This window comes from Liberiplasma polymorphum (genome assembly GCF_043951795.1).
Lineage (GTDB): Bacteria > Bacillota_I > Bacilli_A > Izemoplasmatales > Izemoplasmataceae > Liberiplasma > Liberiplasma polymorphum.
Genome location: NZ_JBIOAG010000003.1, coordinates 48,534 through 71,969, shown reverse-complemented (window position 1 = coordinate 71,969; position 23,436 = coordinate 48,534). Strand labels below are relative to the sequence as shown.

The window sequence follows — 23,436 nt, the reverse complement described above, 5'->3', positions numbered from 1 at the left end:
CTTATTGTTTTATTTTCAACGTATGTTCCAAGTTTTCTATAATTTCATCTAAACACGCTACTTCTAGACTATACGCTTTAATGATTAAAAATAAGTCTTCTGTCAAATCAAAGTTAACATGAGTATAATTATCTTTAGTGTTTATTTCGTGATAATCGAGTTCGATAAAAATATTAATCACTTCATAAGGAATATTTTTAACTAAAAACGCATGCATCGTGATCTCATCATATCTAAAAAATCTATTATGTAATTTGGAATAGACTTTATCTTTATAAAACGTAACTTCATCTTCACTATGATAACTATGAAAAGTGTCTGTTTTCGGATCGAGTTCTTTATGAAACTGATAACGCTCATAAGCTGCTAATCGCTCATGTTTTGGCACACGAAGAACTAAGTAAACCACAAAAGCAGTATCAATTATGAAAAACGTGAGTAAAATATAAAACACTGTCCGTGAAAATTCAATTATGTTATATTCTGTCAACATGAAGTACCCTAAAAATATGACCACATAAACTGATAGTAACGCACCATAAATCATTACATTTTTTCGTTGTTTTATCATCCAAACACCCCTTATTAAAAACTTATAAATCTTGAATATTCATTTTTGTCATTTCTTTAGTAGTATTAAGTTTAGGTTTCATATATAACTTAAATACACGCATTATTAAGTGAATAATTAATAACGTAAAAGCAATCAAGTTGACAAATATTAGCAGTTGTAGGCTATTAAATAGTAAAAACACCAGCGTGTTTCCAATTAGAAAAACAAACAGTGGTAAAATAAATCCAAATATTGATTGTGGTAAACTTGATAAAATAATTTGTAAAGATAGTAATCCAGTGATTAGTACCCCTGAAATTACAATAGCAATTAAGATCGACATATTTAGGTATCTCCTTTTTGATTTTTGTAATGGGTGATGAGTTTTTTCGCAGTGTCAAACTGAAGTTCATCTTGCAAGGCTAATCTTTTAATAAACCCAATAAAGGAGTCTTCTTCAGTATCGCTTATACGAATCTTTTGAATTAAACGATCAAGTCGTAACCGAACTGTGGGATAAGTAACCCCATAAGCTTCAGCCATTTCTTTTAAACTACCCGAAGCTAAAAGAAACTTTTTTATGAAGACCCAATCTTCATGGTCGAGTTCAGTTGCCCAAGTAGGAATGTCTGCCATAGAATCCTCCCTTTCTTTAATTTTATTTATATTTACTTTAATATTATTTAGTATTAATCTTAATATATCATTAATATTACTTAATGTAAAGATTAAGTATATGCGTTATACTAAAAATAAGTTACTATTATAGGTGAGGTGATTTAATGGCTGTAAAAATCGAAATTAACTTTGAAAAGGATCCTTTATTTGAGGACTTTTTACAAACCGGAATAAAAAACTATAACAACTTACACTCTCCTTACCACTTAAAGTCACGTGAGGAAGGCTATGTAAAAACAATCAATATCATTGTTAGAAACCCTGCAGACGAAATTGTTGGTGGCATAAATGGAACGGTTTATTGGAACTGGGCTAAAATTGAAGATTTATACTTTGAGGCACCCTATAGAAAACTAGGCCTTGGTCATAAAATTTTAGAAGATTTTATCGTGCAGGCACGTGCATCTGGAGCAAATAAAGTGTTTCTAACAACTTATAGCTTTCAAGCTAAAGCGTTTTATGAAAAACATGGGTTTTTTGTAGTAGGTTTGCTAGAAGATTATCCACCCGGAGAAAATTACTATACCATGGTTAAAAAATTATCTTAAATCCTTATTGATTATATTAAATTAGTTGCTCAAGCATGCTATGATTAAGTATGGAGGCGATACAATGAAAGATATAGTAAAAGCATTTGACGGTTTACCTTGGATTATAAAACTGATATTAGCATTCCCATTCATCGGTGCTATTCCTTGGGGCATTTACAGAGTCGTAAAAGGTATTGATACAAACAACGTAGTGATGATTTTAGCAGGAATTCTTTGGATTTTTGTAGGGTGGACTATTTTTTGGTTAATCGACCTAATTACAATTATTCTATACAAAAAAGTGACAGTTTTCGCTTAGACAGCTAAGGCTGTCTTTTTTATTTCTATATAAAAAAAGTGTCCGTAGACACTTTTTACATTTTTACTTCATCAGATAAAGAGTTGATTCGTGCAAATATTCGGTAACTTTTTAGTTTTTCTGCATCTTGAGTGTTTTCTACCATGTATTTTGGTAGTTCCTTCATGCCTACATTTGATGAAAAGAAGGTAAGTTTTTTGTCTAATAGACGGTGTTGTAAGATAGGACCTAATACTTCATCTCTAACCCATTGTGATGGAGATTCTCCCCCAATATCATCAAGCATTAAAACGTCTGTTGTTTTAAGATTATGGATGATTTCTTCTAAATTTCCCTTTTGAATAGACGATTTGATTTCGCGTACTAAATCAGGATAGTAAGCAATCACAACGGTTTTGTTCATCGTTGCAAAATGATTAGCAATCGCCGCAAGCGTATAAGTCTTACCAATTTGGTAGTTTCCTGAAATAAATAACCCTTTAACTTCTTGATCGAGTTTTACTTTACTAATAATACTCATAATTTTTTGATAGATTTCTTTTCTTACTGGACTATCTAGATGGAAATCAGATAGACTCGCTTGGTGAATCATTTGAGGCATATACATCGCGTTTACACGTGATTTTTCTTTATCTTTTTTCTGTTTATTCTTTAAGAAATTACATTCGCGATAAGATAAAGTAATGACTTCATCTTTATAAGTTAAGATTGGCTGGTGTCCTAAAGTATCCTGGGTACAAACATGCAACCCTTCGCACGATAGACAACGAGGGTGTTCTTGTTTAAATAACATAAGGTCATTCAAATGGGTAACAATCGTGTGATTAGGAATGTCATAATCGATAAAGAAACGTTTTAAGACCGGATCCATTGAAAGTTCTTCTGCAATATTATCAACTAAGTCTGGGTTTTCATTAAATGGATATTTTTTCATCTTATTCCTCTCTTTCTACCGATTTTATATAATCATCAAGCCAATCGACTTTTATATCTTCTGGCAACTCTTTTCGGTTTTTAACCGTCGGTTTTTTAGCTGCTGATCGTACTTCTTTTTGTTTTTTAATAAAAGCAATAGCCTCTTCTGCCGTTTCAATATTATGGCGTTTCCACTGGGCCATAATTTTTTCAAAATAGTTAAACACTGGAAACTGGTAATTAAGTTCTTTTAAAACAAACGCAATTAATACGTTTACAACTTCAATTTTTAAGACATTACGATTTAATATTTTTTCAATAATCTTTAAATCAGAACTTGGAATACTCATCCCAGTTAAATCTTCAACAATGGTGACAGGGTGCACGTTTTTAAAATAATCAACATCATAACCTGTTGTTTTTTTCGGGGGATTATCTTTTGGTTGTTGTGCATAATAATTAACACATGCTTTTGATAATGCTTCAAAATCTATTGAGGTATCATCGTTTAAGGATTTTACTAATAAATCTTTCATTGTAGATTCATCGATATTATAGACGTAAGCAATTTGACTTAAATGTTCTTTGCCGCGTTTCGTTTTCGTACTTGAATGAACAAATGATTCCGGTAAACTATCGATTAACAGTTCTACATTAAAATCATGTTCGATGGTTAAGCGGTTAATTTTTGTGTTTAAATACATTGATTTTGTGTTAATTTCTTTATCATAAACTGGTTTAAATAAATCTGAGAATGCTTTAGAGATATTTTCGTAAGAACCCAGTTGGAACCGTTTAATTTTAAATAGTTCAATGAGTTCTTCAAAACGCTCATCTCCTATTTGTTTAAGTAAATAAGGCGCAAATGGAGAATCTTTTATAAACATTTCTGCACTTAGTGGTGCATAAAGTTCATAGATATAATCTTCATTATTGGTATAACTTTCTAATAGCCCTACTGCCTCAAGTTTTTCACGGGCTTGGTTTAACCTGGTTTTCGATAAATTTAGTAAATCATATAAAAACTCATGCGGATAACTTTTAGTTCTTAAGTGGCTACGATCAATTAATGCGTATAACGAAAAATATAGACTCAATGCTTCTGGTCCAATTAAGGGTAAGTATAAAAGACTCACAATCGCTCTGTGATCGTGGTCTAAGTTTCTGCTAGCTATGAGTTTAAATGTCGCATACGGATCCATGTACGTGCCTCCTAAGCGTTTAGGCCAGTCCCTTTAAAAGTTAAATGGCTTTTCATGTAAGTGTAAATTTCTAAAACTGTTTTTTTAGGTCTATTTAACCCGAAAAATGTTTCATAACCTACTTTTAAATCCAACCCAGTTTCTGCTGGATTAATTTGTGTAATGGTCGCAATAATATAGTGATTTTTTTTACTTACATAAATTTCGTGATGGGTATCATTAATTGATTTTACAACGTATTGATTTGTTTCTGCATACTTTAAAAAGGCTTCTTTTACGGTTTTATAGTTGTGTCTAAAATAATGTGTTTGTAGTAAAGGATCTTGTTTTCTTTCTTTTGTTTCTATATCTGTTGTTAAAAAACTTTTAATGCCCATTTGTTTCACCTCTTATACTCGATATAAACTTATCAAATGCTTTTCGAGTTTCTAAAATACTTTTAGAGTTATCAATAACATAATCAGCTAATGCTTTTTTCTTCCCTAAAGGAAACTGCGATTTAATTTTTTGTAAAGCGTAGGTTTCATCGATGTGATCACGCATCATAAGTCTAGTGACTTGGTCTTTTCTTCTTGCAAAGACTAAGAGTGTAATGTCACAAATCTTATCAAACTCCGATTCAAAAAGTAAAGGGACATCCACGACTATAAAATCGTGTTCTAATGTTTTTAATCTCGCAATTTCGGTATAGATAACTTTTTTTACTTTAGGATGAACAATTTCATTTAGTTTTTTACGTTTTTTTTCATCATTGAAAATGATTTTTGCAAGTTTATTTCTATTAATGTTAGTATCGGTTGATAAAACTTCTTCACCGAACTCTGCTAGAATTTCTTGATAAGCTTCTTGCCCTTTATCCAGTAAAGTTTTCGCAATTTTATCTGAATCAATGACTGGAATATTTCTTTCTTTAAACATCTGTGTAACTGTCGATTTACCAGTGGCAATCCCACCAGTAAGCCCTATGATTTTAGCCATAAAGCTTCCTCCTAAAAACAAGTAATATCATCTCGTTATTTTTGACAGTGGGAACAGTAATAAGTTCCTCTGCCACCCACTTTTATTTTTTTAATGGGATTTTCGCAAATTATACAAGGTTCATTTGCCCTTAAATGAACCGTTAACTCATTTTGAAACTTTCCACTAATCCCTAAACTGTTTAAATAAGTTCTAATGGAAGACCCGCCTAATTCAATGGCTTTATCAATAATTTTTCCTGCGCAATGAATTAGGATTTCACATTGATTAATGGTCAGTTTATTTGCGGGTTTCAATGGGTTTATTTTAGCACAAAAAAGCACTTCATCAACATAAATATTCCCTAGTCCTAAAATAATAGTCTGATCTAACAACACAGTTTTGATTGATCTTGTGGTTTTAAACTTTTGTTTTAGATATGTTTTAGTTAAATTCGGATGATGAGGTTCATATCCGAGTTTATTTAATGGGGGATTATCGAAAATTGAATCTGGCACTTTTAATGTAAGTGTCCCAAACTTACGCACATCATGATAGCGTAATGAGGTCCCATCCGTAAAGAATATCGTAACATGCTCATGTTTTTCTTTGGGTAGATGAGCATCTTTTACATAAAACTTTCCTTCCATCCGTAAATGAATTAAAAGCGTCACTGAAGTAAACTCAAATAATAAGTACTTTCCGTACCTAGATATAGTGTTTAATGTTTGATTTTTCAGTAACTGATTAAAAGATTTTTTTGTCTCAGGCATAACCATTTTTTCATAATAAACTGCCGTCTTTTCAACGGTTTTGCCTGTGATTAATGGTTTTAATGTTTCTTTGACTGTTTCAACCTCAGGTAATTCAGGCATTAAAGAATCTCGTGAACACGACTTGCATCATAACGGATTTGCTTAATTTGTGTGTCTTCATCTGGATACCCAATAGCAATCAAAGAAAACGGTGTTAAATGGTTAGGAATAGTTATAACTTCTTTAATGTTATTCATACGTTCTTCAAGTGGGTAAACCCCAATCCATACAGCGCCTAAGCCTTGGTTTGTTGCTTCTAATAGAATGTTTTGTGAAGCTGCAGCTAAATCTTGTGGTCGCATGTGTGGGGCTAATACATCTTCTTTAAAAACAGTTAATATAGCAACTGGTGCTTGATTAAGCATGTGTGCGCCACGTGAGATCGTACTAAGTTTGTTTAAGATTTCTTTGTTTTTAATCACAAAGAATTCCCATGGTTGTTGATTACGCGCACTTGGTGCTTGCATAGCGCTTTTTAGTAAGGCTTTAATCTTTTCTTCTTCAACCGCTTTTAAATCGTATTTTCTTATACTTCTTCTTTGCATACATAAACTCAAAGTACTCACTCCTTTGGATTAACATGCACAATAACGTGCAAAATATTTTCTTTTGTTTTTAAATGGCGCTTAACTTTACTTGCAACATCGTGACCTTCTTTAACAGTAATGGATGCATCAACAGCAATATCAATCATGACTTGGTAATAATAACCAAACTCAATCATATCTAAATGATCAACGCCTAAAACACCTTCAAGTGCTTCAACAGAAGATTTAATTGATGCTAAAAGTTCTGGTTTTGCACTTTTACCAAGTAGTGATCTAACGGCATCTATAATAATTTCTAAGGCTACTTTAACAATAAAAATCCCAATGACAATACCTGCTGCATTATCGCCATATCTTAACCAATTAATGCCGTATCTATCTCCTAAAACTGATGCAACAACCCCAACAAAAACAATGATTGAACTCACAACATCAGTAAATGATTCTTTTCCACTAGCTAAAATAACTTGGCTTTCTAAAGCGTTCCCACGACTGATTAAGTATCTAGAGAGAATAAACTTACTAACTACGACAAAAATAACAACATAAATAGTAAGTAAGCTAGGCGTAGTCAATTCGTTTCTAAAGTTTACAACGACGTTGCGAACCAGTTGATAAGCAACAACTAAAATACTTAGCCCTAATAACATACTTAACACATATTCTAGTTTACCATGACCAAAAGGATGTTCATCATCTGGCGGTTTCGTCGCTTGCTTTAACCCAACCAAGACAAAGACATCACTCATTAAGTCACTTAAAGAGTGAATACCATCGGCTATAAGGGCAGTACTTTTAAATAAAAATCCTGTAAAAATTTTAGTGATTACTAAAAGCGTGTTAACCAACAAGCTTTTACGCATGACTTTGCTATGTTTCATACTTGCCACCTATTTTGCGTCATCAAGGTTATTCCCAACAGCTAAGTTAACCGTTAATGGTACCGCTAAAGTAATAGCGTTTTCCATTACTTCTTTAATTAACTCTCGCATTTTCTTTTCTTCATCTTTTTTTACATTAAAAACAAGCTCATCGTGAATTTGTAAAATGAGTTTCGATTTTAAATCTTTTTCCTTTAAAGCTTTTTCAATATTAACCATTGCAATTTTAATAATATCAGCGGCACTGCCTTGAATTGGGGCATTCATCGCTGTACGTTTACCAAGTTCTCTTTGTGCATATATTTTACTATGAATCTCGGGAATATAACGTCTTCTATTTAATATGGTTTTAACAAACCCATCATTTTTTGCACTATCAATAACGGTATCCATGAATCCTGCAATACCAGAAAAACGTTTATAGTAACGGTTAATAAACTTGTCTGCTTCTTCAAAACTAATGTCTAAATCATCACTTAATCCCCATGAACTTTGTCCATAAATAATGCCAAAGTTTACCGCTTTTGCTATACGGCGTTCACCGGCTGTGATTGAATCTTTTTCAAAAATTTCTTTTGCGGTAATCGTATGAATATCTTCATTATTTTTAAATGCTTTAATTAAGTTTTCTTCATTAGCCATATGTGCTAAGACACGTAGTTCAATTTGAGAATAATCTGACGCCATTAAAATATCATATTCTTCAGGAATAAATACTTTACGAATCTCACGCCCACGTTCAGTTCTAATCGGAATATTTTGCAAGTTTGGTTCTACGCTTGATAGTCTTCCTGTTTGGGTAAAAGCTTGTTTGTAAATGGTATGGATTTTTCCGTCTTTATGGACACTCTCAGATAACCCTCTTACATAGGTCGATTGGAGTTTTGTAAGGGTTCTATAAAGCATGATTTGATCTATAATTTCATGTTTTCCTTTAAGTTTCATTAAAACATCAATATTTGTTGAATACCCTGTTTTAGATTTTTTATAACTTGGTAATTTTAGTTTTTCAAATAAGATTACCCCTAATTGCTTAGGTGAAGATATATTAAATGTTTCACCAGCAGAGGCGTAAATTTTTTCTGTAATCAAATCGATTTCTTTATTTAATGATTCATCTAGATTATTAAGCGCTTCTTGATCAATACGAATGCCTTCAAACTCCATACGTGCAAGGGTTAAAGCAAGTGGCATTTCGATGGCATTTAATAATTCAACTTGGTCTTGTTTTTGAATATCTTTGTTTAATGTATCAGCCAAATTTTTAATCGCATACGCTTTTTTAATTGCGTAATTTGCATAAATTTCTTCATTTGGAATGGTTGATTTGACACCTTTTCCATAGATTTCTTCATAATAAGGCACATCACTATAATCAAAGTTTTGAACGATGACTTTAAAGTCTTCTTTTGTGTTTAAAGGATTTAATACATAAGCCGCTAGCAGTAAATCAAAAGTAACTGCTTCTATGGTTAAACCATCTTGTAAGAGTGAAACCGCTAAACGTTTTAAATCGAAGGTTTGTTTCTTATAGTTGCTGGTTAAAAACGTTTTAAATGCCTCCGATTGAACGGCTATTTTATAAGGAATAAATATTGCCCCTTTAGTGTTTAATAAGGCAAATCCTAATTTATCAGCGATGTGATAATTATCTTGGTACCCTTCAAACACTAAAATACTATCTTCTTGCGTATGTTTTTTAATAACAGATTCATCTTTTACAATATCAAAATCACGTGTTTTAGTTTCTTCCTTATAATCTAATCGTCTAATGAATGAATGAAACTCCATTTTTTGATAAAACTCAATGAGTTCTTCTGTTTTGGTGCCTTTATATTCTAAAGCATCAAGGGTGATATCAGGTAAAGGCGCATCGGTGATAACCGTGGCTAAATACTTACAAAAAACTGCTTGTTTTCCGTTTTCTTCTACACGTTCTTTAAGCTTGCCTTTTAGTTCATTTAAGTTTTTAAGTAAAGTTTCAATACTACCATATTCATGTAAAAGTTTAAGTGCTGTTTTTTCGCCGACTCCAGGAATTCCGGGAATATTATCTGAAGCATCGCCCATAAGTCCTTTCAAGTCCGGAATTTGATAAGGGGCTATGTTCATCTGTTCTTTTAAAGTATCTACGGTGAAAGATTGTTCAGGTTGGATACCACGTTTTGATAAACGAATGGTAACTTTATCATTTAATAATTGAAACAAATCTTTATCATTCGAGATAATTTCAATTGCATCAAATTCATCATAAAATTTATTAGCGATTGACCCAATAATATCATCGGCTTCTAAGGCTTCTGCTTCATATTGAAAAAACCCTAGTTTTTCAACAATTTCATTTACATAAGGTAACTGTTGGACAAACTCTTCAGGCATCGCAGTCCGTTTAGCTTTGTAATCTGCATATTCTTTGTGACGATGCGTTTTTTTACCTTCGTCAAATGCAACAAGTACATGGGTAAAGTCTTCGGCAATAATTTTATTAAGCATATTGGCTAAACCAAAAATGGCATTGGTATATTCACCTTTAGAATTTTGCATTAAATTGCCTGAATATGCGGTCGCATAATAGGCTCTAAACATAATGTTTGATCCATCGATTAAAAGTAGTTTTTTCATAAGCTTCCTCTTTTCATTAGAGTCTAGATTTATTGTACCATAATCATGTAAAAAATTGAATGATTCAACGGTTGTAATTAAGCTTAAAAAAAGCAACCATCGTTTTTGAGAGCTGCTTTATAAAATTTTATTTTTCATTGTTAATTATTCATTTACCAATTGCCAGTTTAGTAAATTTAAAAAATCGGTATTTCCTTTAACAAATTTATATAGCATAGGATCACCTTCAACATAAAAGTAAGTAATGCCAATAACTTGAATAACAACATCGTCAAAACTGATTAAAAAAGAAAACCCGCATAAATCAAGTGCAAGCCCACGTTCTTCTTCGTATTCCCAACTATTGAGTTCAGCCATAAACGCTTGAATGTCAGCTTCATCTTCAATTTGAATAGGATGATACTCTAAAAAATCGCTACAAGCCCCACCAAATGAAACATCCTTTTCTACCTCAATAAAGGTCGGAATAGGATAGTTATTTTTATAAGTTTGGGTACAAGCAGCAAGTAAAAATACCAATCCGATTGTGAAAAATACGATAATTTTTTTCATACGCTACACCTCTATTTAATCTTAACATAAGTGCTTAAGTTTCTCTATGAAAACTCTTTGATACTTGCGGATGAAAAAAGACGACATAAAGTCGTCTTTAATAGTCTTTTTATAGAATATCTTCTAAATAATCTACGATGTCTTGAACTGTCTTGATTTCTTGTGCTGCTGTATCGTCAATTTCAACATCGAATTCTTCTTCGATCGCCATGATAAGTTCTACAGCGTCTAAAGAGTCTGCACCTAAATCGTCAGTTAAATCTGATTCTAATTCGATAATATCTTCTTCAATTCCTAATTCATCAGCAATGATGGCTTTGATTCTGTCAAATACCATAAGTTCACTCCTTATTTACCATTATTTTTTTATTATAGAAACATTATCATGGTTTGTCAATTAGATTAGTTAAAGTTTTTCTTATAAATAGCAATTAAGCCATCTAAAATTAAGTTTTCATCGAAATTGTAGCTCTCAGGTAAGATACTTCTTATGAGTTTTGAAGCTCCACCGGTAATAATAACTGGTACTCCTTTGTTATTATAGACTGCCTTAATATTTTTAACCATACCGATGACTTGGAATGCATGTCCAAATAATAATCCTGCATTTAGTGCATCTACCGTATTAGTTCCTAAGACATTTTTAGGATCTTCAAACTCAAATTGTAATAACTTACTGGCTTTAGATACTAAGCAATTTCTACTAGAATCTAGTCCGATTGTAATGGAAACGCCTTTTAATACTTTATCTTCAATATAAGTAAACGTTGTTGCTGTCCCCATATCAATAATAATGGCACTATCTCCGTATTTATCAATTGCTCCCGCAGCCCCCGCAACTAAGTCGGCACCGACTTCTTTAGGGTTATCTGTTTTGAGTTTTACGCCTGTTTTAATCCCAGGACCTATAAACATTGGTATGATATTAAAATAGCGTGCAATAAACGTTTTAAAGGTGGTGTTAAGTTGTGGAACGACACTTGCTATTAACACCATATCAACTTCATCAAAGTGATGTCTTAACATGGTGTAATATTCATCGCTAGATTTACTTTGATCAGTGCTATAGCGATAAGTTTCGATAATCGTATCCATCCCTTTACCAATCACTATATTTGAATTGCCTATATCAATATATAGACGCATGGTGAATCACTCCTAAGTAACTGAATTTTCTTCGTAACGGTAAAACGTTTTAAGTCTATAAGCAATTGGTGCTCCGATTAAAACGGCTAATCCTACTTCAATTAAGCCATTAGATAACATAATAATCCAAATAAATCTTAATACATCTGTGCTCCCAAACCATTCTAAATAGATCGCGCTATTAAATGCGAAAATATAAAGTGCGGTTAAAGTAATAACGGTGTGTGTAAGAGATGCAAGCGCAAATGTTACGGCTAAAGCAGTTAACTCGGTTACACTCTTTTTCACTTTGTCATCTTCAATATCGCCATCACCCACAATAGCAGGTTTTAGAAGTTTGAAGGTATAAGTATAAATATACCAAATAGATACACCAAATAAAAACCTTGGTAAAATAGATACTAATGGATTTTGGAAAAATACATTAAAAGCATCTGGTGTCATAAAGGCGCGAATCATGCTAAATACACCAAACGCGGTTGCGCTGAATATACCTACACGTTTCCCACCAAAAATTGCTCCGATTAATACCGGAATGTGGATAAGGGTAATAGCTACCCCACCAATGGTGATGAATCCTAACCATGGTACAAACGACATAATCCCTATAATTGCTATAAACATAGCAGTTAGGGTCATGTCTCTTACTCTTTTGTCTCTCATATTTATCTCCTTAAATTTTAGGCCACTATGGGTCCCATATTTTTTGATAAACTTAGTTAATTAGACGTTTGACTTAATTTCCTCATACGTCTTAGTGTTAAAAGATTTTACAAGTTCTACTAATATTTTTTTCACTGCAAGGTAATCATCGTGATGAATCATCGATGTTGTTGAGTGAATATAACGTGAAGGCATTCCGATGGTTGCAACTACAACCCCTTCGTTAGAAAGTTGTACTCTTGCTGCATCTGTTCCGCCTTTAGATTGATAGTATTGGAATTTTACGTCATGTTTTTTTGCCATTTCTTCAATATATTTTTTCATCCCTTGATGCATTAAAGCATTCGGATCATAAAAGCGAACTAAGAAACCATTTCCAAGTGTTCCACTAATTTCATCACCTTCAAATGAATCTGCACAAGGTGATGCATCTACTGCTAAGAATATATCAGGTTTAACTAGCCCCGAAGCTGTTGCTGCACCGCGAAGACCAACTTCTTCTTGTACCGTTGCCCCAGCATAAAGTGAACACTCTAATGTTTCATCTTTTAATGCTTCAAGTAAATCTAGTGCCATGCCACAACCAAAACGGTTGTCCCATGCTTTAGAGATGAATTTTTTTCCATCATTTGTGGTTACATAGTTATTTCTAGAAATCACTTGTTGACCGATCTTAACCCCAAGTGCCTCTGCATGTTCTTTTGAATCCGCGCCAATATCAAGTAATAAATCTTCAAACTTAAGGGGTGCATCGTTACCTTCTTGTCCTCTTGTTAAGTGCGGTGGCTTTGATGCGGTTACACCTGGAATTTCAGTGAGGTCATCGGTATATATAATCATATGCTGTGATAAATAAACATCGCCTTTCATCCCACCAAGTGGAATCATTTTAACAAGACCTTGTTTTGTGATGCCAACCACTAATCCGCCAACTTCATCCATATGTCCAGCCATCATCACTTTAGGCCCTTTAGAATCACGGTTTATCACACCAAAAATAGACCCTAATTTGTCTTCAATAATATCATTTGTAAACTTTGATATCTCTTTTTTCATATACTGCTTAACATGTTTTTCAAAACTTGGTGCACCTGGTAAGTTCACTAAATCTACGTAACGTTTTTCCATAATGTCCTCCTAGAATGCTGCTTTTATTTTGTAAATAGGACCTTGTTTTGAGAATTTCTCTTCAAACTCAGTCATAATGTTCATAATTTCTTTATCTAAATGTAAATCAAGCGATACTTCAACAAATTTTAATCCGTATTGCTGCATTGAAATTAAACTATATTCAAAAAGCTTACGGTTATCTGTTTTAAACTCAATTTCGCCGCCCTTAATTAAAATACGTTCATATTGTTTTAAAAAATCTTCATGGGTTAAACGTCTTTTTTCATGTCTTATCTTTGGCCAAGGATCAGAGAAATTCAAGTAAATTTTTTCAATAGAATGGGCATTAAAACACTCAACAATTGATTCTGCATCCATACGAACTAAATAAAGATTATTTAAGGGTTCGATTAACACTTTATCAAGTATTTTTACAATCACACTATCAAATTTCTCTATGGCGATAAAATTGATATGCGGATTTCTTTTAGCCATCTCATGAATGAACTGACCTTTTCCACTACCAATCTCAACATGCAGAGGTTTTTTTTCCTTAAAGGCGTTATTCAAATAATACTTTTCACCTCTTGGAATATTCAAAATATATTCAGGATAACTCTCTATTTTTAGATCCGCATCCTTTACTTTTCTTAATCGCATAAAATCACCGTATTCATTATATCAAAAAAATCTGAAATCTCAATCTTTACACAAAGAAATTATAGTTTATTTATAACATAAACAAAGGTTTGTACAAGATTTGGATCAAAGAGTCTTGGACTATTTTTTATCAAATCATCAAGGGCATCATTTTTTTCATAGCTTTGATGATTAATTAAATCATCATAGTGATACACAATCGCTAAAACACGTGATAAAAACGGAATATCTTTCCCTTTTAATCTATGCGGATAGCCGCGTCCGTTATATTGTTCACATTGATACAGTACTGTCTTACATACAACTTCTTTTTCAAGTAGATTTAATAGTATCTTAAACCCTGCTTCTACATTTAAAATTTCATAACGTTTTGCTTTATCGGTATGTTTGACATCATGAACAAAATCCATAACTTGACCAATGGCATGATAATAAATGGCTTGCTTTAAAAATTGTTCTTCGTCTTTACGCATATAACCATGTTGTTTCATTAAAGATGTGGCGTATTTCTCTAATCGTTCAATACGGTCTTTTAACCCATCATCTTTATTAAACATATATTGCATTAATACTTTTAATATACGTTCTTTTCGTTTAGGTCTGGCTAATAGTTTATGACGATACATTTCTTCTTCTGCACGTGTGAAAGTTTCATGAAAATTAGTATGTTTATCTTTTAAATCATCATACCCAATACTTACATCAAGTGGAATGTTAATATCTAAAATTTTCTTAAGCTGTTCTCTAACTAATTTTTCACGTGTTTTCGGATTTTTAATGCCGTTTGTAAAAATAATAACAAACTCATCGCCTCCAACACGCGCTATATATTGATCATAATAAACTTCTCTTAATATTTTAGAGAACCTTTTTATTACTCTATCGCCTTCATAATGACCAAATACATCATTAACCGTTTTTAAACCGTCTAAATCTAAAATGGCTAGTTTAACTGGATAATCAAATGCTTTTTTGTTTACGTTTTGATATAAATGATGACGATTATAAACCCCAGATAGTTGGTCATGTGATGCTAAATAATCAATTTGATTTCTAGCATTTTGAGTTTCAGTTACATCACGAACCAGACCTAAAATTTTAACTGGTTTATTGAATGCATCTTTTTCAATGGTTTGTAAATAGTATTCAATATATTTAATGTCACCAGAATTAGGCATAATCAGTCTTAATAAACTTGAACCTTCTTTAATTTTTCCGTTCATTAATAGACTATTTTTGTGGTATATATCATCTTTATCATCTGGGTGAATTGAATCCCTAAAAAAACATTCTATAAGATTCGAAATCTAGCTGGTCTTGTTCGAAAATGCGTTTAACGTACTCATCACCATCAAATGTTTTGGCAAAAAAATTAATTTCAAAAAAGCCCATTTCAGCTAAGGTGAGCATCATTTGAATTTTTCTTAATTGGCTTCTTTCATTAGCTTGTTGTTTGTGGTAGTACGTTGTGTCATAGTAGACATTTATAAATTCGTTTTGTCTTGGGGAGTAACTATAAATATGGAAATATTTTTTTACATTATCAGCATAATCTTCAAACGATAAAAACATGCCTTTTACCCCAACACTCGCATAGCGTTCAAAGCGTTTTTTAGGAAACTCTGGGTATAGTTCGTAAACTGTTTTTCCGATCACTTTGTTTGCGGTTGTATCCATGAGTTTGCCATATTGATTATTAGCATAGAGGATTTTAGCATCTACCGGTTGATTGTTTTCATCAAATATTAGAGTTAAATGAACAATCCCTAATTTTAAATAGTCGAAACTATCTAAAATATTTTCATAAAAAGAAAGAACCGGTGTATAAGCAAAGATAAATTGAATAATTTCTGCTTTTTTATCAACAAAAGTGTTTACTTTAAAATGTTTACTATTAATTGTACCAATTGTCGTAACCTCAGGTGTAACGCCACTCCGCGCTTGTTCATATAAGTTATAGAAAATCTCATAGCTTTCTAATGAATCTTTTAATGATTCAATTCGATTTTCGCTTATATTAAAGATATCATCTGCAAACTTATTACTTGTTTTCAAATTGCCATTAAAATCAAAACTCAGTAGAGCATAATCTTGATATTTGTCTTTGTTGATATTAATTTCTAAATGTTCTTTTAAAAAAGACACCTTCAAAAGACGCTCGTGGATTGCGCTTAAAGTTGTCTTATCTAGTTTTATTTGGTCAAATACTACCGCTAAATAGTTTCCGTTATAATCATTAAAAATTGCACATGGATTACTCTCGATTTTGAACGTTTTATAAGATGATTTTTCTTCTTTTGCTAATTTGGCGTGTTCAATTACTGTAAACCCGTTCTCAATTAAATATTCTGCATGGGTATAACGAAATCCCTTTTCGTTTAAAACAGCAAAATCAACAATTTCCATGTCGAAAATCGCTTTAAGTTGTGTTATTAATGGTAAAATTGTTCGCTCTTTAAACATAAAAACCCTCCCCAAGGCTTTACATGTGAACATTATAGTATTATATCACATACCTATTTTTATCACAATAACTAGCGTATAAAAAAAGACCCTTTCGGGTCTTCGTTATATTGTTTATTCTTCTTCATCTTCTTCATCTTCTTCTTCGTTATCAAAGAAACGATCTTTATCTATAACGTAGGATTCATCATCAATAAAGATATTGAATCGATAGATGGTTTTGTTTAAGATGTCATCATAAATGATATCGACAATAATTACGCCTTCTTCATCTTCATCATTATCAATTTCAAAGATAATATAAAGGGCATGACCATTATACTGTCTACTAATTTCAAACATCACTTCTTTGTGGGCATTTTCATACTCAATAACAATTGTAATTATGTCTTCATCAAACTCGATTTCAATCATACTTTCAAGTACGGTTTCTCCTAAGACAACCCACTCAACTTCAAATGTTTGTTGATCATTTTTAATTTCTTGAAGAATTTCAACATACGTATTTGATTGATTTGGATGAACGGCAATTAATTCTAATTCCATTTCATCATCATCAATGGTAAGTTCACCTGTAACTAGATACTCTACTTGATTGCGTATCAAAACACCTTCAAGTTCAAAATGATTTTCATCGACTCTCGTTTCGTTATAGTAAAAATCAAATGTCATCGGATTCCCTGTTAAATCAATCGTTGTAAAACTGAGTTTATACGTATAGGCTTGTCTATCTGATAAAACAAGCACAAATGTCATATTATCCTTATTTCCGACAATTGGTTCAATCATCGTTAAGTAATTTCTTAGCGTATTTAATTCTTGATCAATCAGTCGGTGATGATTCAAAGTAACTGTATTTGATAGTGGAATAATTTCCGGGTTATAAACTTGGGTGTCTTGAAATGATTGTGCAAGTAATGATGCTGCAGAGACTGCAGAAATCGTATATATTTCTTCTCTTTCTGAAAAAGCAATTGGGTTAGTTGGAATTGTTGGTGATCCGTTCCCAATTAATACAATAAGTAGTACGATAATTGAGGCAGTTACAGTAGTAAAGGTGCTCAATATAAATCGTTTCGATTGAACAAATGTTTTTAATTTTGAGGTTTGCTTAGGTTTGATTTGAATGGATGCTAAATCAATTTTATGGATAACATTCGGCGTCATTGAAGTAACATCATCTTTTATGATTTTGCTTATATGTTTATTTTTCATGATGATGCTCCTTTCCTGCCTCACGCATTTTTTTAATGGCTTGATTATATTGCCACGTAATCGTTCCTATCGGCTTATTTAATTGATAAGCTATATCTTTGTGCGTTAACTCCCCAACGGTTTTTAGCAACACAATGGTTTGTTCTTCTTTAGTAAGTAACGATAAATAATAGGATGCATCAATTTTTTTATCCTCTGAAGCTTCCCTTGATTCAATAAAATCTAACGTTTCATCATGTAAGGATACTTCTTTTTGTCTTGTGCGATACATATCAAGTGCTGTATTTTTTGCAATGGTTAATAACCAATTAATAAACTTATACTTTGGATTATAACTATGGATATTTTCTACCATTTTAATATACGTATCTTGCATAACGTCTTCAGCCAAAGAGCGATCTCTCACAATCGGCAAAACCATTGCGTATACGGCATGCTTTGTTTCGTGATAGATCGCTTCAAAAGCTTTTTGGTCTTTAGATTTTAGTAATTTTAGTTGGCGATTTGTGGGCAACATAACCACCTCTTTCGCCAACTATTATACCATAATAGAAAGCTAATTTTATATTTCTTATGCTTCGTCACTATCTTCTGTATCATCGTCGTCTTCTAAATCATCATCGTTATCATCTGCTTCAAAGTCGTTTTTATATTCTTTATCAATAATTCGACCTTCTTCATTATCTACTTTAATTTCATAACTAATGATATAAGTTCCTGATGCAGAATCAAATGTGATGGTAATTTCTATTGTACCTTCTTCAACTAAATTGCCATCTTCTGTAATTTTGTAGTCTATTTCATACTCTGTTTCATTGCCATCAGTTTCTATTTCAAATTTGTATTCGCTTTCGCGTCCATTTTCCATGAAATAAAGCGTCATCTCAACTTCGTCTTCTTCTAACTCAAACTCAATCTCAGTACTTTTAACTAATGTACCATCTTTATAAAGTTCAAATAAGAATTCGATTTCTGTTTCATCTTCATCAATTTCACGAGAATATTCAATAAATACATAATTGTTTTCATCTAAGTAAGCGGTCATTTCGAATGCTTCTTCGCCTTCTTCAACTTCACGTTCTCCTGTAAATATGAATGTTTGACCATCATAGATTAAAACGCCTTCAAGTGTACTTTCTACTTCATCTTCATCTTGATCTGTAATGGTTTCATTGTAATGTAACTCATAAGTTAAGCGTTCTCCAGTAATATCAACAATCGTAATAATAAGTAATGTTTCATAATCTTCAAGAGGTGATTCAGTTAATTCTGTTGTAAATCCATTATCTTGTCCCATGAATGTTTCAACAAGTTTTAAATAAGGTTCTAAATCTTCAATGTCTTTTAAAACTTCAAGTTCATCTTGATTGACATTCAAGTTCATGAACATTGAGTCATTTGAAACGGTAGTAAGATTATCCATTTGACTTAATGCACTCATTGCAGATACCGCAGAAAATGCATATACATCTTCTTTTGTTTCAAATAAACTTAGTGATGTGGTGCCTTTAAATAATGTACATCCTGCAAGTAATGTTACGGCTAGAATGAACGTAAGACTTAAAAATAATTTTTTCATAATATAGTTCTCCTTTTTGGTTTTTATTTTTTATTCATAGTGTATACGTAATAATGTTGGTTTTTATTGGAAAAAAATAAAAAAAATTCTGTCAATGACAGAATTTTTAAGTGTTATTCGTGTGCTAAGCTATAAATAGCTTCCATGTAAATAGCCGTTGCTTCAATTAAATCATCAATAAAGATATGTTCATCCACTTGATGGGCAACATCTTTTCTACCAGGCATTACCATACCAAAAGCTACGGCTTTAGTAAGGGCTCTAGCGTATGTTCCCCCACCAATGGTAAATGGTTTTGATTCAAAATCATTGGTAACTTTTTGATAAGCATCCATGAGTTTTAAAACGAGATCATCATTAGGATCAACATAATGAATTGGGACATCATTAATAAATTTATATTCAAGTTTATATTTTTTAACGCGTTTTTGAATTTTCGTTTTTGCTTCTTCAAGTTCAAAACCTTTTGGATAACGACAATTTATTCCTAAACGTACCTCATCTTTATTATAAGAGAAGATTCCAGTATTAATGGTGAATTCTTTCATTTCAGGATGTTTATAATCAATTTTAAGTTTATCACCATATGCATCAAATGATAATTGTTCATTGATGAACTTAATAAATGGATTATCTAAATGTTCCCCTAAAAATTTAGCCATAATAAATCCGGCATTAACGCCTAGATGTGGTTGCATTGCATGCGCGTTTTTCCCATGAACAATGTAGGTATTACCTACAATTTCACCTTTAAAGTTGTTGTATTTACAGAAAATTTCAAATTGTTTTGATAAATCAATACTAAGTTCAGCCTTAGCTAAATCCGGCACAACATTATAACGTTCACCTGATGTAAATGATACTAAACCGTCATCTTCTATAAATTCCCCTAATACATCAAATGTTAACATGCCTTTTTCTCCATAAATCAATGGGAAACTTGCATCCGGTGCAAAGCCTAACGTAGGCATCTCTTCAGTCGCAAAATATTCTTTAATTCCGCGCCATCCTGTTTCTTCGTCTGTTCCTAATATAATACGTACACGTTTAGATAATTTAACATCTAAATCCTTTAAGAATTTAAGTGCGAAATAAGCTGCGATGGTTGGTCCTTTATCATCCATTGCCCCGCGTGCATAAATTTTACCGTCTTTAACTGTTGGATTAAATGGTGGATTCGTCCAGTTATCTCCTGGTGGGACTACGTCAACGTGACATAATATTCCTAAAATCTCTTCGCCTTCTCCATGTTCAATATGTGCCCCATAATTACGAACATTTTTAGTCACAAACCCGTCTTTTTTTGCAAGTTTAAGCATATGCATTAATGCATCTTGTATGCCTTGACCAAATGGTGCTTCGCGTTTTGGGTCAAAATAGTCTAATACACTTGGGATGCGTAATAACGCCTTAGTTTCATCTATAATCTCTTGTCGATGCGCATTCACATGAGTTAAAAAGTCCATTTTAACACCTCCGATTAGTAAATCATATCATGATTGAATAGAATAATCAATTATTTGATTATATATGATTTCCTTGACATATGAATGCGTAATCATATATAATTTAATTACTTAAAGAAGGTGTTAAAATGATCAAGAAAATCGTGATGAAAAACCTTATTTGTTCCGGATGTGCTGGCAAAATTGAAAAGGCACTTTCAGAACTTTCTTATATTTTATCGGCAAGTTTTAACTTTGCCAATCAAGTCATGTTACTAGATGTAACTGAAGAGTATAATGAAAGCACACATATTCACGAAATTAAAAAAATAGTGGATTCAATAGAACACGGTGTAGAAACATACCCTTATGAAAAAAGACACCTTGTTGTACATAAAAGCTTTATAAAAAATAATTGGCTCATGTTATTGGGTATTTTAATCTTCGTTATTGGCTATTTACCAGATGTTTATTTAAATTTAGTCAGGGCCAATCCACTTTACTGGGCTGGTTATTTTATCATTTCCCATAAAATCGCATTAAAAACGTATCGAGGGATCAGACGAAAAGACTTTTTCAATGAAAATACGCTTATGTTCATTGCAACATTCGCTGCTATGACTATTGAGAAACCTTTCGAAGCCATCCTCGTTATTTTATTTTATACTTTAGGCGAACACTTACAACACCGTGCTATTCATCGTTCTAAACAAGAAATTAATAGCTTAATGGATTTACATATTGATTATGCAAATGTTTTAAGTGAAGAAAAAAAATGGGTAATTAAAGATCCATTATCCATAAAAGTCGATGATATCTTACTCGTTAAAAACGGTGAAAAAATCCCTGTAGATGGGATTGTGATTAAAGGTTCTACTTCTTTAAATACCAGTGCTTTAACTGGGGAATCAAAGCTGCAATATGTTAAAGAAAAAGATTATATTAGAAGTGGAAATATTAATGTTGGTGGCGTTATTGAAATGCGTGCTAGAAAAGAATATCAAAATTCTACCATTGCGCGCATTATTGATTTAATCGAAAACGCGACCAATAAAAAATCACCTACTGAAAATTTTATTACACGATTCGCACGCTTTTACACACCATTTGTAACCGTTGCTGCATTACTCATGTTTTCAATTCCTTCGATTATAGATCCAGCCAATACAAGTGAGTATATTTTTAGAGCTGCTACTTTCTTAGTTATTAGTTGTCCGTGTGCACTTGTCTTATCGATTCCATTATCTTATTTTGCTGGTATTGGCGCTAGTGCGCGTCATGGTATCTTATTTAAAGGGTCTAACTTTCTAGATATGATGCATCAAGTTGAAATTATTGGGATGGATAAAACAGGTACGATTACCCACGGAAACTTTGTCGTTGATGGCTACACAAGTTTAGAAACTTTAAGACTTGCAGCCTCATTAGAACAATATTCCAATCATCCGATTGCGCAAAGTGTCGTCAGTGCTTATCAAGGCGAACTTGAACATTTTGAAAATGTTGTTGAAGTTCCGGGTTATGGCATTAAATCAAAAACAAACGGCGATGTTTATTTTGTAGGAAGTCGTACGTTCTTACTTAATGAAGGGATTGAAGTTAAAGACCCTAAAGATACTGCTGGAACCAATGTTTTTGTTGCACATAATGATACCTATATTGGACGCGTCGTTGTAAAAGATCAAATTAAAGCCTCTTCTGTTCGCATTATTAAACACTTAAATCGTAGATTTCATATTGTTATGTTAACCGGTGATAATAAGGATACTGCTAGTGAAGTTGCTTATGAACTTGGTGGTATTGATTACCGACATAGTTTATTACCAGAAGATAAAATTAAAGAGTTTGAACTACTAATTAGTAGTAAACCTAAAATGTATGTTGGTGATGGGATTAACGATGCCCCTTTATTAAAAGCTGCTGATATCGGCGTTGCGATGGGTAATGGTTCTGAAATAGCCATTGATGTAGCGGATGTTATCATCATGGATGATGATGTTAAAACACTTAAAAAGGCATTTACAATCTCAGATCAAACTAGACGTATAGTCTATCAAAATATTATATTAAGTTTAGGTGTTAAATTTTTATTCTTAATATTAGCTAGTTTCGGTATTGCAACTATGCTTATGGCTATATTTGCCGATGTCGGAATCACGTTAATTGCGGTTATGAATTCGTTAAGACTTATTTATGGAAGGAAGATTAGAAAAAGATGAAAAAAATAGATCAAATTAAAGATACTGTAAAGTTGTTTAAAATATTTAGTGATGAAACAAGGTTACGCATCATTGCACTTTTATCTGAGAGTGAATACTGTGTTCAAGAAATTTCAGATACCTTAAAAATGAGCCAGTCTTCTATATCACATCAGTTGAAACTTTTAAGAGATTTAAATGTTGTAAAAACCAGAAGAGAAGGAAAAAACATTTTTTACAGTCTTAAAGATGAACATATAAAAGAAATTTATCTCATTGGCTATGCCCATGCGAATGAATGTTAAGGCCATTTGGCCTTTTTATTTTTGCTATTTACTGTTATCATAAATAATATAAAATAATACAATGCTATTGTCGTTATTGC

General features: G+C 32.3%; 27 protein-coding genes. 4 read left to right on the top strand and 23 right to left on the bottom strand.

Annotated features, from left to right (window positions below; translation table 11 throughout):
• Window position 1: 1 nt before the first annotated feature.
• Genes ACHAJD_RS01460 through ACHAJD_RS01450 form a run of 3 tightly spaced genes read right to left on the bottom strand, consistent with a single transcriptional unit; the run spans window position 2 to window position 1,189 of the window.
• Entirely contained in the window at window positions 2-571 is a 570-nt protein-coding gene (locus tag ACHAJD_RS01460; RefSeq protein WP_435584072.1) for a hypothetical protein, read from the bottom strand.
• A 22-nt stretch (window positions 572-593) separates the two neighbouring features.
• On the bottom strand, window positions 594-896 hold the full coding sequence (locus ACHAJD_RS01455) for a hypothetical protein (RefSeq protein WP_435584071.1): 303 nt from the start codon (window positions 894-896) through the stop codon (window positions 594-596).
• A 2-nt stretch (window positions 897-898) separates the two neighbouring features.
• Window positions 899-1,189 carry a DUF2089 family protein gene (locus tag ACHAJD_RS01450; RefSeq protein WP_435584070.1) on the bottom strand — a complete coding sequence of 97 codons (291 nt, stop codon included), beginning with the start codon at window positions 1,187-1,189 and terminating at the stop codon, window positions 899-901.
• A gap of 146 nt (window positions 1,190-1,335) precedes the next feature.
• Between ACHAJD_RS01450 and ACHAJD_RS01445 the strand changes: the two genes are divergently transcribed.
• Window positions 1,336-1,779 carry a GNAT family N-acetyltransferase gene (locus tag ACHAJD_RS01445; RefSeq protein WP_435584069.1) on the top strand — a complete coding sequence of 148 codons (444 nt, stop codon included), beginning with the start codon at window positions 1,336-1,338 and terminating at the stop codon, window positions 1,777-1,779.
• Window positions 1,780-1,843: 64 nt separating this feature from the next.
• Entirely contained in the window at window positions 1,844-2,080 is a 237-nt protein-coding gene (locus tag ACHAJD_RS01440; protein ID WP_435584068.1) for a hypothetical protein, read from the top strand.
• Window positions 2,081-2,135: 55 nt separating this feature from the next.
• Here ACHAJD_RS01440 and dnaI read toward each other — a convergent pair whose 3' ends face one another.
• From dnaI to pepV, 20 genes are all read right to left on the bottom strand, one after another.
• Entirely contained in the window at window positions 2,136-3,014 is an 879-nt protein-coding gene (gene dnaI / locus ACHAJD_RS01435) for a primosomal protein DnaI (RefSeq protein ID WP_435584067.1), read from the bottom strand.
• 1 nt (window position 3,015) lies between these two features.
• Window positions 3,016-4,197: a DnaD domain protein gene (locus ACHAJD_RS01430; RefSeq protein ID WP_435584066.1), complete on the bottom strand. Its 1,182-nt coding sequence runs from the start codon at window positions 4,195-4,197 to the stop codon at window positions 3,016-3,018.
• Between the two features lie 11 nt (window positions 4,198-4,208).
• Entirely contained in the window at window positions 4,209-4,574 is a 366-nt protein-coding gene (locus tag ACHAJD_RS01425; RefSeq protein ID WP_435584065.1) for a hypothetical protein, read from the bottom strand.
• The gene (gene coaE, locus ACHAJD_RS01420) at window positions 4,564-5,175 is read right to left on the bottom strand and encodes a dephospho-CoA kinase (RefSeq protein ID WP_435584064.1); all 612 of its coding nucleotides are present in this window, start codon (window positions 5,173-5,175) and stop codon (window positions 4,564-4,566) included. Before coaE ends, ACHAJD_RS01425 begins: the two co-directional genes overlap by 11 nt.
• A gap of 35 nt (window positions 5,176-5,210) precedes the next feature.
• A complete protein-coding gene (mutM, locus tag ACHAJD_RS01415; RefSeq protein WP_435584063.1) occupies window positions 5,211-6,029 on the bottom strand; it encodes a DNA-formamidopyrimidine glycosylase in 819 nt (272 codons plus the stop codon).
• A complete protein-coding gene (locus ACHAJD_RS01410; protein WP_435584062.1) occupies window positions 6,029-6,526 on the bottom strand; it encodes a nitroreductase family protein in 498 nt (165 codons plus the stop codon). Before ACHAJD_RS01410 ends, mutM begins: the two co-directional genes overlap by 1 nt.
• Before the next feature lie 5 nt (window positions 6,527-6,531).
• Window positions 6,532-7,398 (bottom strand): cation diffusion facilitator family transporter, encoded by an 867-nt coding sequence (locus tag ACHAJD_RS01405; RefSeq protein WP_435584061.1) that lies wholly within the window; start codon window positions 7,396-7,398, stop codon window positions 6,532-6,534.
• A 9-nt stretch (window positions 7,399-7,407) separates the two neighbouring features.
• On the bottom strand, window positions 7,408-10,020 hold the full coding sequence (gene polA / locus ACHAJD_RS01400) for a DNA polymerase I (RefSeq protein WP_435584060.1): 2,613 nt from the start codon (window positions 10,018-10,020) through the stop codon (window positions 7,408-7,410).
• 144 nt (window positions 10,021-10,164) lie between these two features.
• Complete coding sequence (locus ACHAJD_RS01395; RefSeq protein ID WP_435584059.1) at window positions 10,165-10,572, bottom strand: hypothetical protein; 408 nt, start codon at window positions 10,570-10,572, stop codon at window positions 10,165-10,167.
• Between the two features lie 109 nt (window positions 10,573-10,681).
• A complete protein-coding gene (gene acpP, locus ACHAJD_RS01390; RefSeq protein WP_435584058.1) occupies window positions 10,682-10,909 on the bottom strand; it encodes an acyl carrier protein in 228 nt (75 codons plus the stop codon).
• Between the two features lie 65 nt (window positions 10,910-10,974).
• Entirely contained in the window at window positions 10,975-11,718 is a 744-nt protein-coding gene (locus ACHAJD_RS01385) for a type III pantothenate kinase (RefSeq protein WP_435584057.1), read from the bottom strand.
• Window positions 11,719-11,730: 12 nt separating this feature from the next.
• Entirely contained in the window at window positions 11,731-12,381 is a 651-nt protein-coding gene (locus ACHAJD_RS01380) for an ECF transporter S component (protein WP_435584056.1), read from the bottom strand.
• A 60-nt stretch (window positions 12,382-12,441) separates the two neighbouring features.
• Window positions 12,442-13,509, bottom strand: coding sequence for a M42 family metallopeptidase (locus ACHAJD_RS01375; RefSeq protein ID WP_435584055.1), 1,068 nt, complete (start codon window positions 13,507-13,509; stop codon window positions 12,442-12,444).
• Window positions 13,510-13,518: 9 nt separating this feature from the next.
• Entirely contained in the window at window positions 13,519-14,151 is a 633-nt protein-coding gene (trmB, locus tag ACHAJD_RS01370) for a tRNA (guanosine(46)-N7)-methyltransferase TrmB (protein WP_435584054.1), read from the bottom strand.
• Between the two features lie 59 nt (window positions 14,152-14,210).
• Window positions 14,211-15,374 carry a bifunctional diguanylate cyclase/phosphohydrolase gene (locus ACHAJD_RS01365; RefSeq protein ID WP_435584053.1) on the bottom strand — a complete coding sequence of 388 codons (1,164 nt, stop codon included), beginning with the start codon at window positions 15,372-15,374 and terminating at the stop codon, window positions 14,211-14,213.
• A gap of 55 nt (window positions 15,375-15,429) precedes the next feature.
• A complete protein-coding gene (locus ACHAJD_RS01360) occupies window positions 15,430-16,614 on the bottom strand; it encodes a hypothetical protein (protein ID WP_435584052.1) in 1,185 nt (394 codons plus the stop codon).
• A 114-nt stretch (window positions 16,615-16,728) separates the two neighbouring features.
• A complete protein-coding gene (locus ACHAJD_RS01355; RefSeq protein WP_435584051.1) occupies window positions 16,729-17,829 on the bottom strand; it encodes a hypothetical protein in 1,101 nt (366 codons plus the stop codon).
• Window positions 17,819-18,346, bottom strand: a complete 528-nt coding sequence (locus ACHAJD_RS01350) for an RNA polymerase sigma factor (protein ID WP_435584050.1) — start codon at window positions 18,344-18,346, stop codon at window positions 17,819-17,821. Before ACHAJD_RS01350 ends, ACHAJD_RS01355 begins: the two co-directional genes overlap by 11 nt.
• Window positions 18,347-18,400: 54 nt before the next feature.
• Window positions 18,401-19,408, bottom strand: coding sequence for a hypothetical protein (locus ACHAJD_RS01345; protein WP_435584049.1), 1,008 nt, complete (start codon window positions 19,406-19,408; stop codon window positions 18,401-18,403).
• Window positions 19,409-19,521: 113 nt separating this feature from the next.
• On the bottom strand, window positions 19,522-20,874 hold the full coding sequence (pepV, locus tag ACHAJD_RS01340) for a dipeptidase PepV (protein WP_435584048.1): 1,353 nt from the start codon (window positions 20,872-20,874) through the stop codon (window positions 19,522-19,524).
• 128 nt (window positions 20,875-21,002) lie between these two features.
• Between pepV and ACHAJD_RS01335 the strand changes: the two genes are divergently transcribed.
• A complete protein-coding gene (locus ACHAJD_RS01335; RefSeq protein WP_435584047.1) occupies window positions 21,003-23,072 on the top strand; it encodes a heavy metal translocating P-type ATPase in 2,070 nt (689 codons plus the stop codon).
• Window positions 23,069-23,356 carry an ArsR/SmtB family transcription factor gene (locus ACHAJD_RS01330; protein ID WP_435584046.1) on the top strand — a complete coding sequence of 96 codons (288 nt, stop codon included), beginning with the start codon at window positions 23,069-23,071 and terminating at the stop codon, window positions 23,354-23,356. The genes ACHAJD_RS01335 and ACHAJD_RS01330 overlap by 4 nt, the downstream gene beginning before the upstream one ends.
• Window positions 23,357-23,436: the final 80 nt, after the last annotated feature.

Excerpts from the sequence above, each read along its gene's own strand:
- ACHAJD_RS01460 (WP_435584072.1), bottom strand. The coding sequence starts at position 571 with ATGATAAAACAACGAAAAAATGTAATGATTTATGGTGCGTTACTATCA.
- ACHAJD_RS01455 (WP_435584071.1), bottom strand. The coding sequence starts at position 896 with ATGTCGATCTTAATTGCTATTGTAATTTCAGGGGTACTAATCACTGGA.
- ACHAJD_RS01450 (WP_435584070.1), bottom strand. The coding sequence starts at position 1,189 with ATGGCAGACATTCCTACTTGGGCAACTGAACTCGACCATGAAGATTGG.
- ACHAJD_RS01445 (WP_435584069.1), top strand. The coding sequence starts at position 1,336 with ATGGCTGTAAAAATCGAAATTAACTTTGAAAAGGATCCTTTATTTGAG.
- ACHAJD_RS01440 (WP_435584068.1), top strand. The coding sequence starts at position 1,844 with ATGAAAGATATAGTAAAAGCATTTGACGGTTTACCTTGGATTATAAAA.
- dnaI (WP_435584067.1), bottom strand. The coding sequence starts at position 3,014 with ATGAAAAAATATCCATTTAATGAAAACCCAGACTTAGTTGATAATATT.
- ACHAJD_RS01430 (WP_435584066.1), bottom strand. The coding sequence starts at position 4,197 with ATGGATCCGTATGCGACATTTAAACTCATAGCTAGCAGAAACTTAGAC.
- ACHAJD_RS01425 (WP_435584065.1), bottom strand. The coding sequence starts at position 4,574 with ATGGGCATTAAAAGTTTTTTAACAACAGATATAGAAACAAAAGAAAGA.
- coaE (WP_435584064.1), bottom strand. The coding sequence starts at position 5,175 with ATGGCTAAAATCATAGGGCTTACTGGTGGGATTGCCACTGGTAAATCG.
- mutM (WP_435584063.1), bottom strand. The coding sequence starts at position 6,029 with ATGCCTGAATTACCTGAGGTTGAAACAGTCAAAGAAACATTAAAACCA.
- ACHAJD_RS01405 (WP_435584061.1), bottom strand. The coding sequence starts at position 7,398 with ATGAAACATAGCAAAGTCATGCGTAAAAGCTTGTTGGTTAACACGCTT.
- polA (WP_435584060.1), bottom strand. The coding sequence starts at position 10,020 with ATGAAAAAACTACTTTTAATCGATGGATCAAACATTATGTTTAGAGCC.
- ACHAJD_RS01395 (WP_435584059.1), bottom strand. The coding sequence starts at position 10,572 with ATGAAAAAAATTATCGTATTTTTCACAATCGGATTGGTATTTTTACTT.
- acpP (WP_435584058.1), bottom strand. The coding sequence starts at position 10,909 with ATGGTATTTGACAGAATCAAAGCCATCATTGCTGATGAATTAGGAATT.
- ACHAJD_RS01385 (WP_435584057.1), bottom strand. The coding sequence starts at position 11,718 with ATGCGTCTATATATTGATATAGGCAATTCAAATATAGTGATTGGTAAA.
- ACHAJD_RS01380 (WP_435584056.1), bottom strand. The coding sequence starts at position 12,381 with ATGAGAGACAAAAGAGTAAGAGACATGACCCTAACTGCTATGTTTATA.
- ACHAJD_RS01375 (WP_435584055.1), bottom strand. The coding sequence starts at position 13,509 with ATGGAAAAACGTTACGTAGATTTAGTGAACTTACCAGGTGCACCAAGT.
- trmB (WP_435584054.1), bottom strand. The coding sequence starts at position 14,151 with ATGCGATTAAGAAAAGTAAAGGATGCGGATCTAAAAATAGAGAGTTAT.
- ACHAJD_RS01365 (WP_435584053.1), bottom strand. The coding sequence starts at position 15,374 with ATGAACGGAAAAATTAAAGAAGGTTCAAGTTTATTAAGACTGATTATG.
- ACHAJD_RS01360 (WP_435584052.1), bottom strand. The coding sequence starts at position 16,614 with ATGTTTAAAGAGCGAACAATTTTACCATTAATAACACAACTTAAAGCG.
- ACHAJD_RS01355 (WP_435584051.1), bottom strand. The coding sequence starts at position 17,829 with ATGAAAAATAAACATATAAGCAAAATCATAAAAGATGATGTTACTTCA.
- ACHAJD_RS01350 (WP_435584050.1), bottom strand. The coding sequence starts at position 18,346 with ATGTTGCCCACAAATCGCCAACTAAAATTACTAAAATCTAAAGACCAA.
- ACHAJD_RS01345 (WP_435584049.1), bottom strand. The coding sequence starts at position 19,408 with ATGAAAAAATTATTTTTAAGTCTTACGTTCATTCTAGCCGTAACATTA.
- pepV (WP_435584048.1), bottom strand. The coding sequence starts at position 20,874 with ATGGACTTTTTAACTCATGTGAATGCGCATCGACAAGAGATTATAGAT.
- ACHAJD_RS01335 (WP_435584047.1), top strand. The coding sequence starts at position 21,003 with ATGATCAAGAAAATCGTGATGAAAAACCTTATTTGTTCCGGATGTGCT.
- ACHAJD_RS01330 (WP_435584046.1), top strand. The coding sequence starts at position 23,069 with ATGAAAAAAATAGATCAAATTAAAGATACTGTAAAGTTGTTTAAAATA.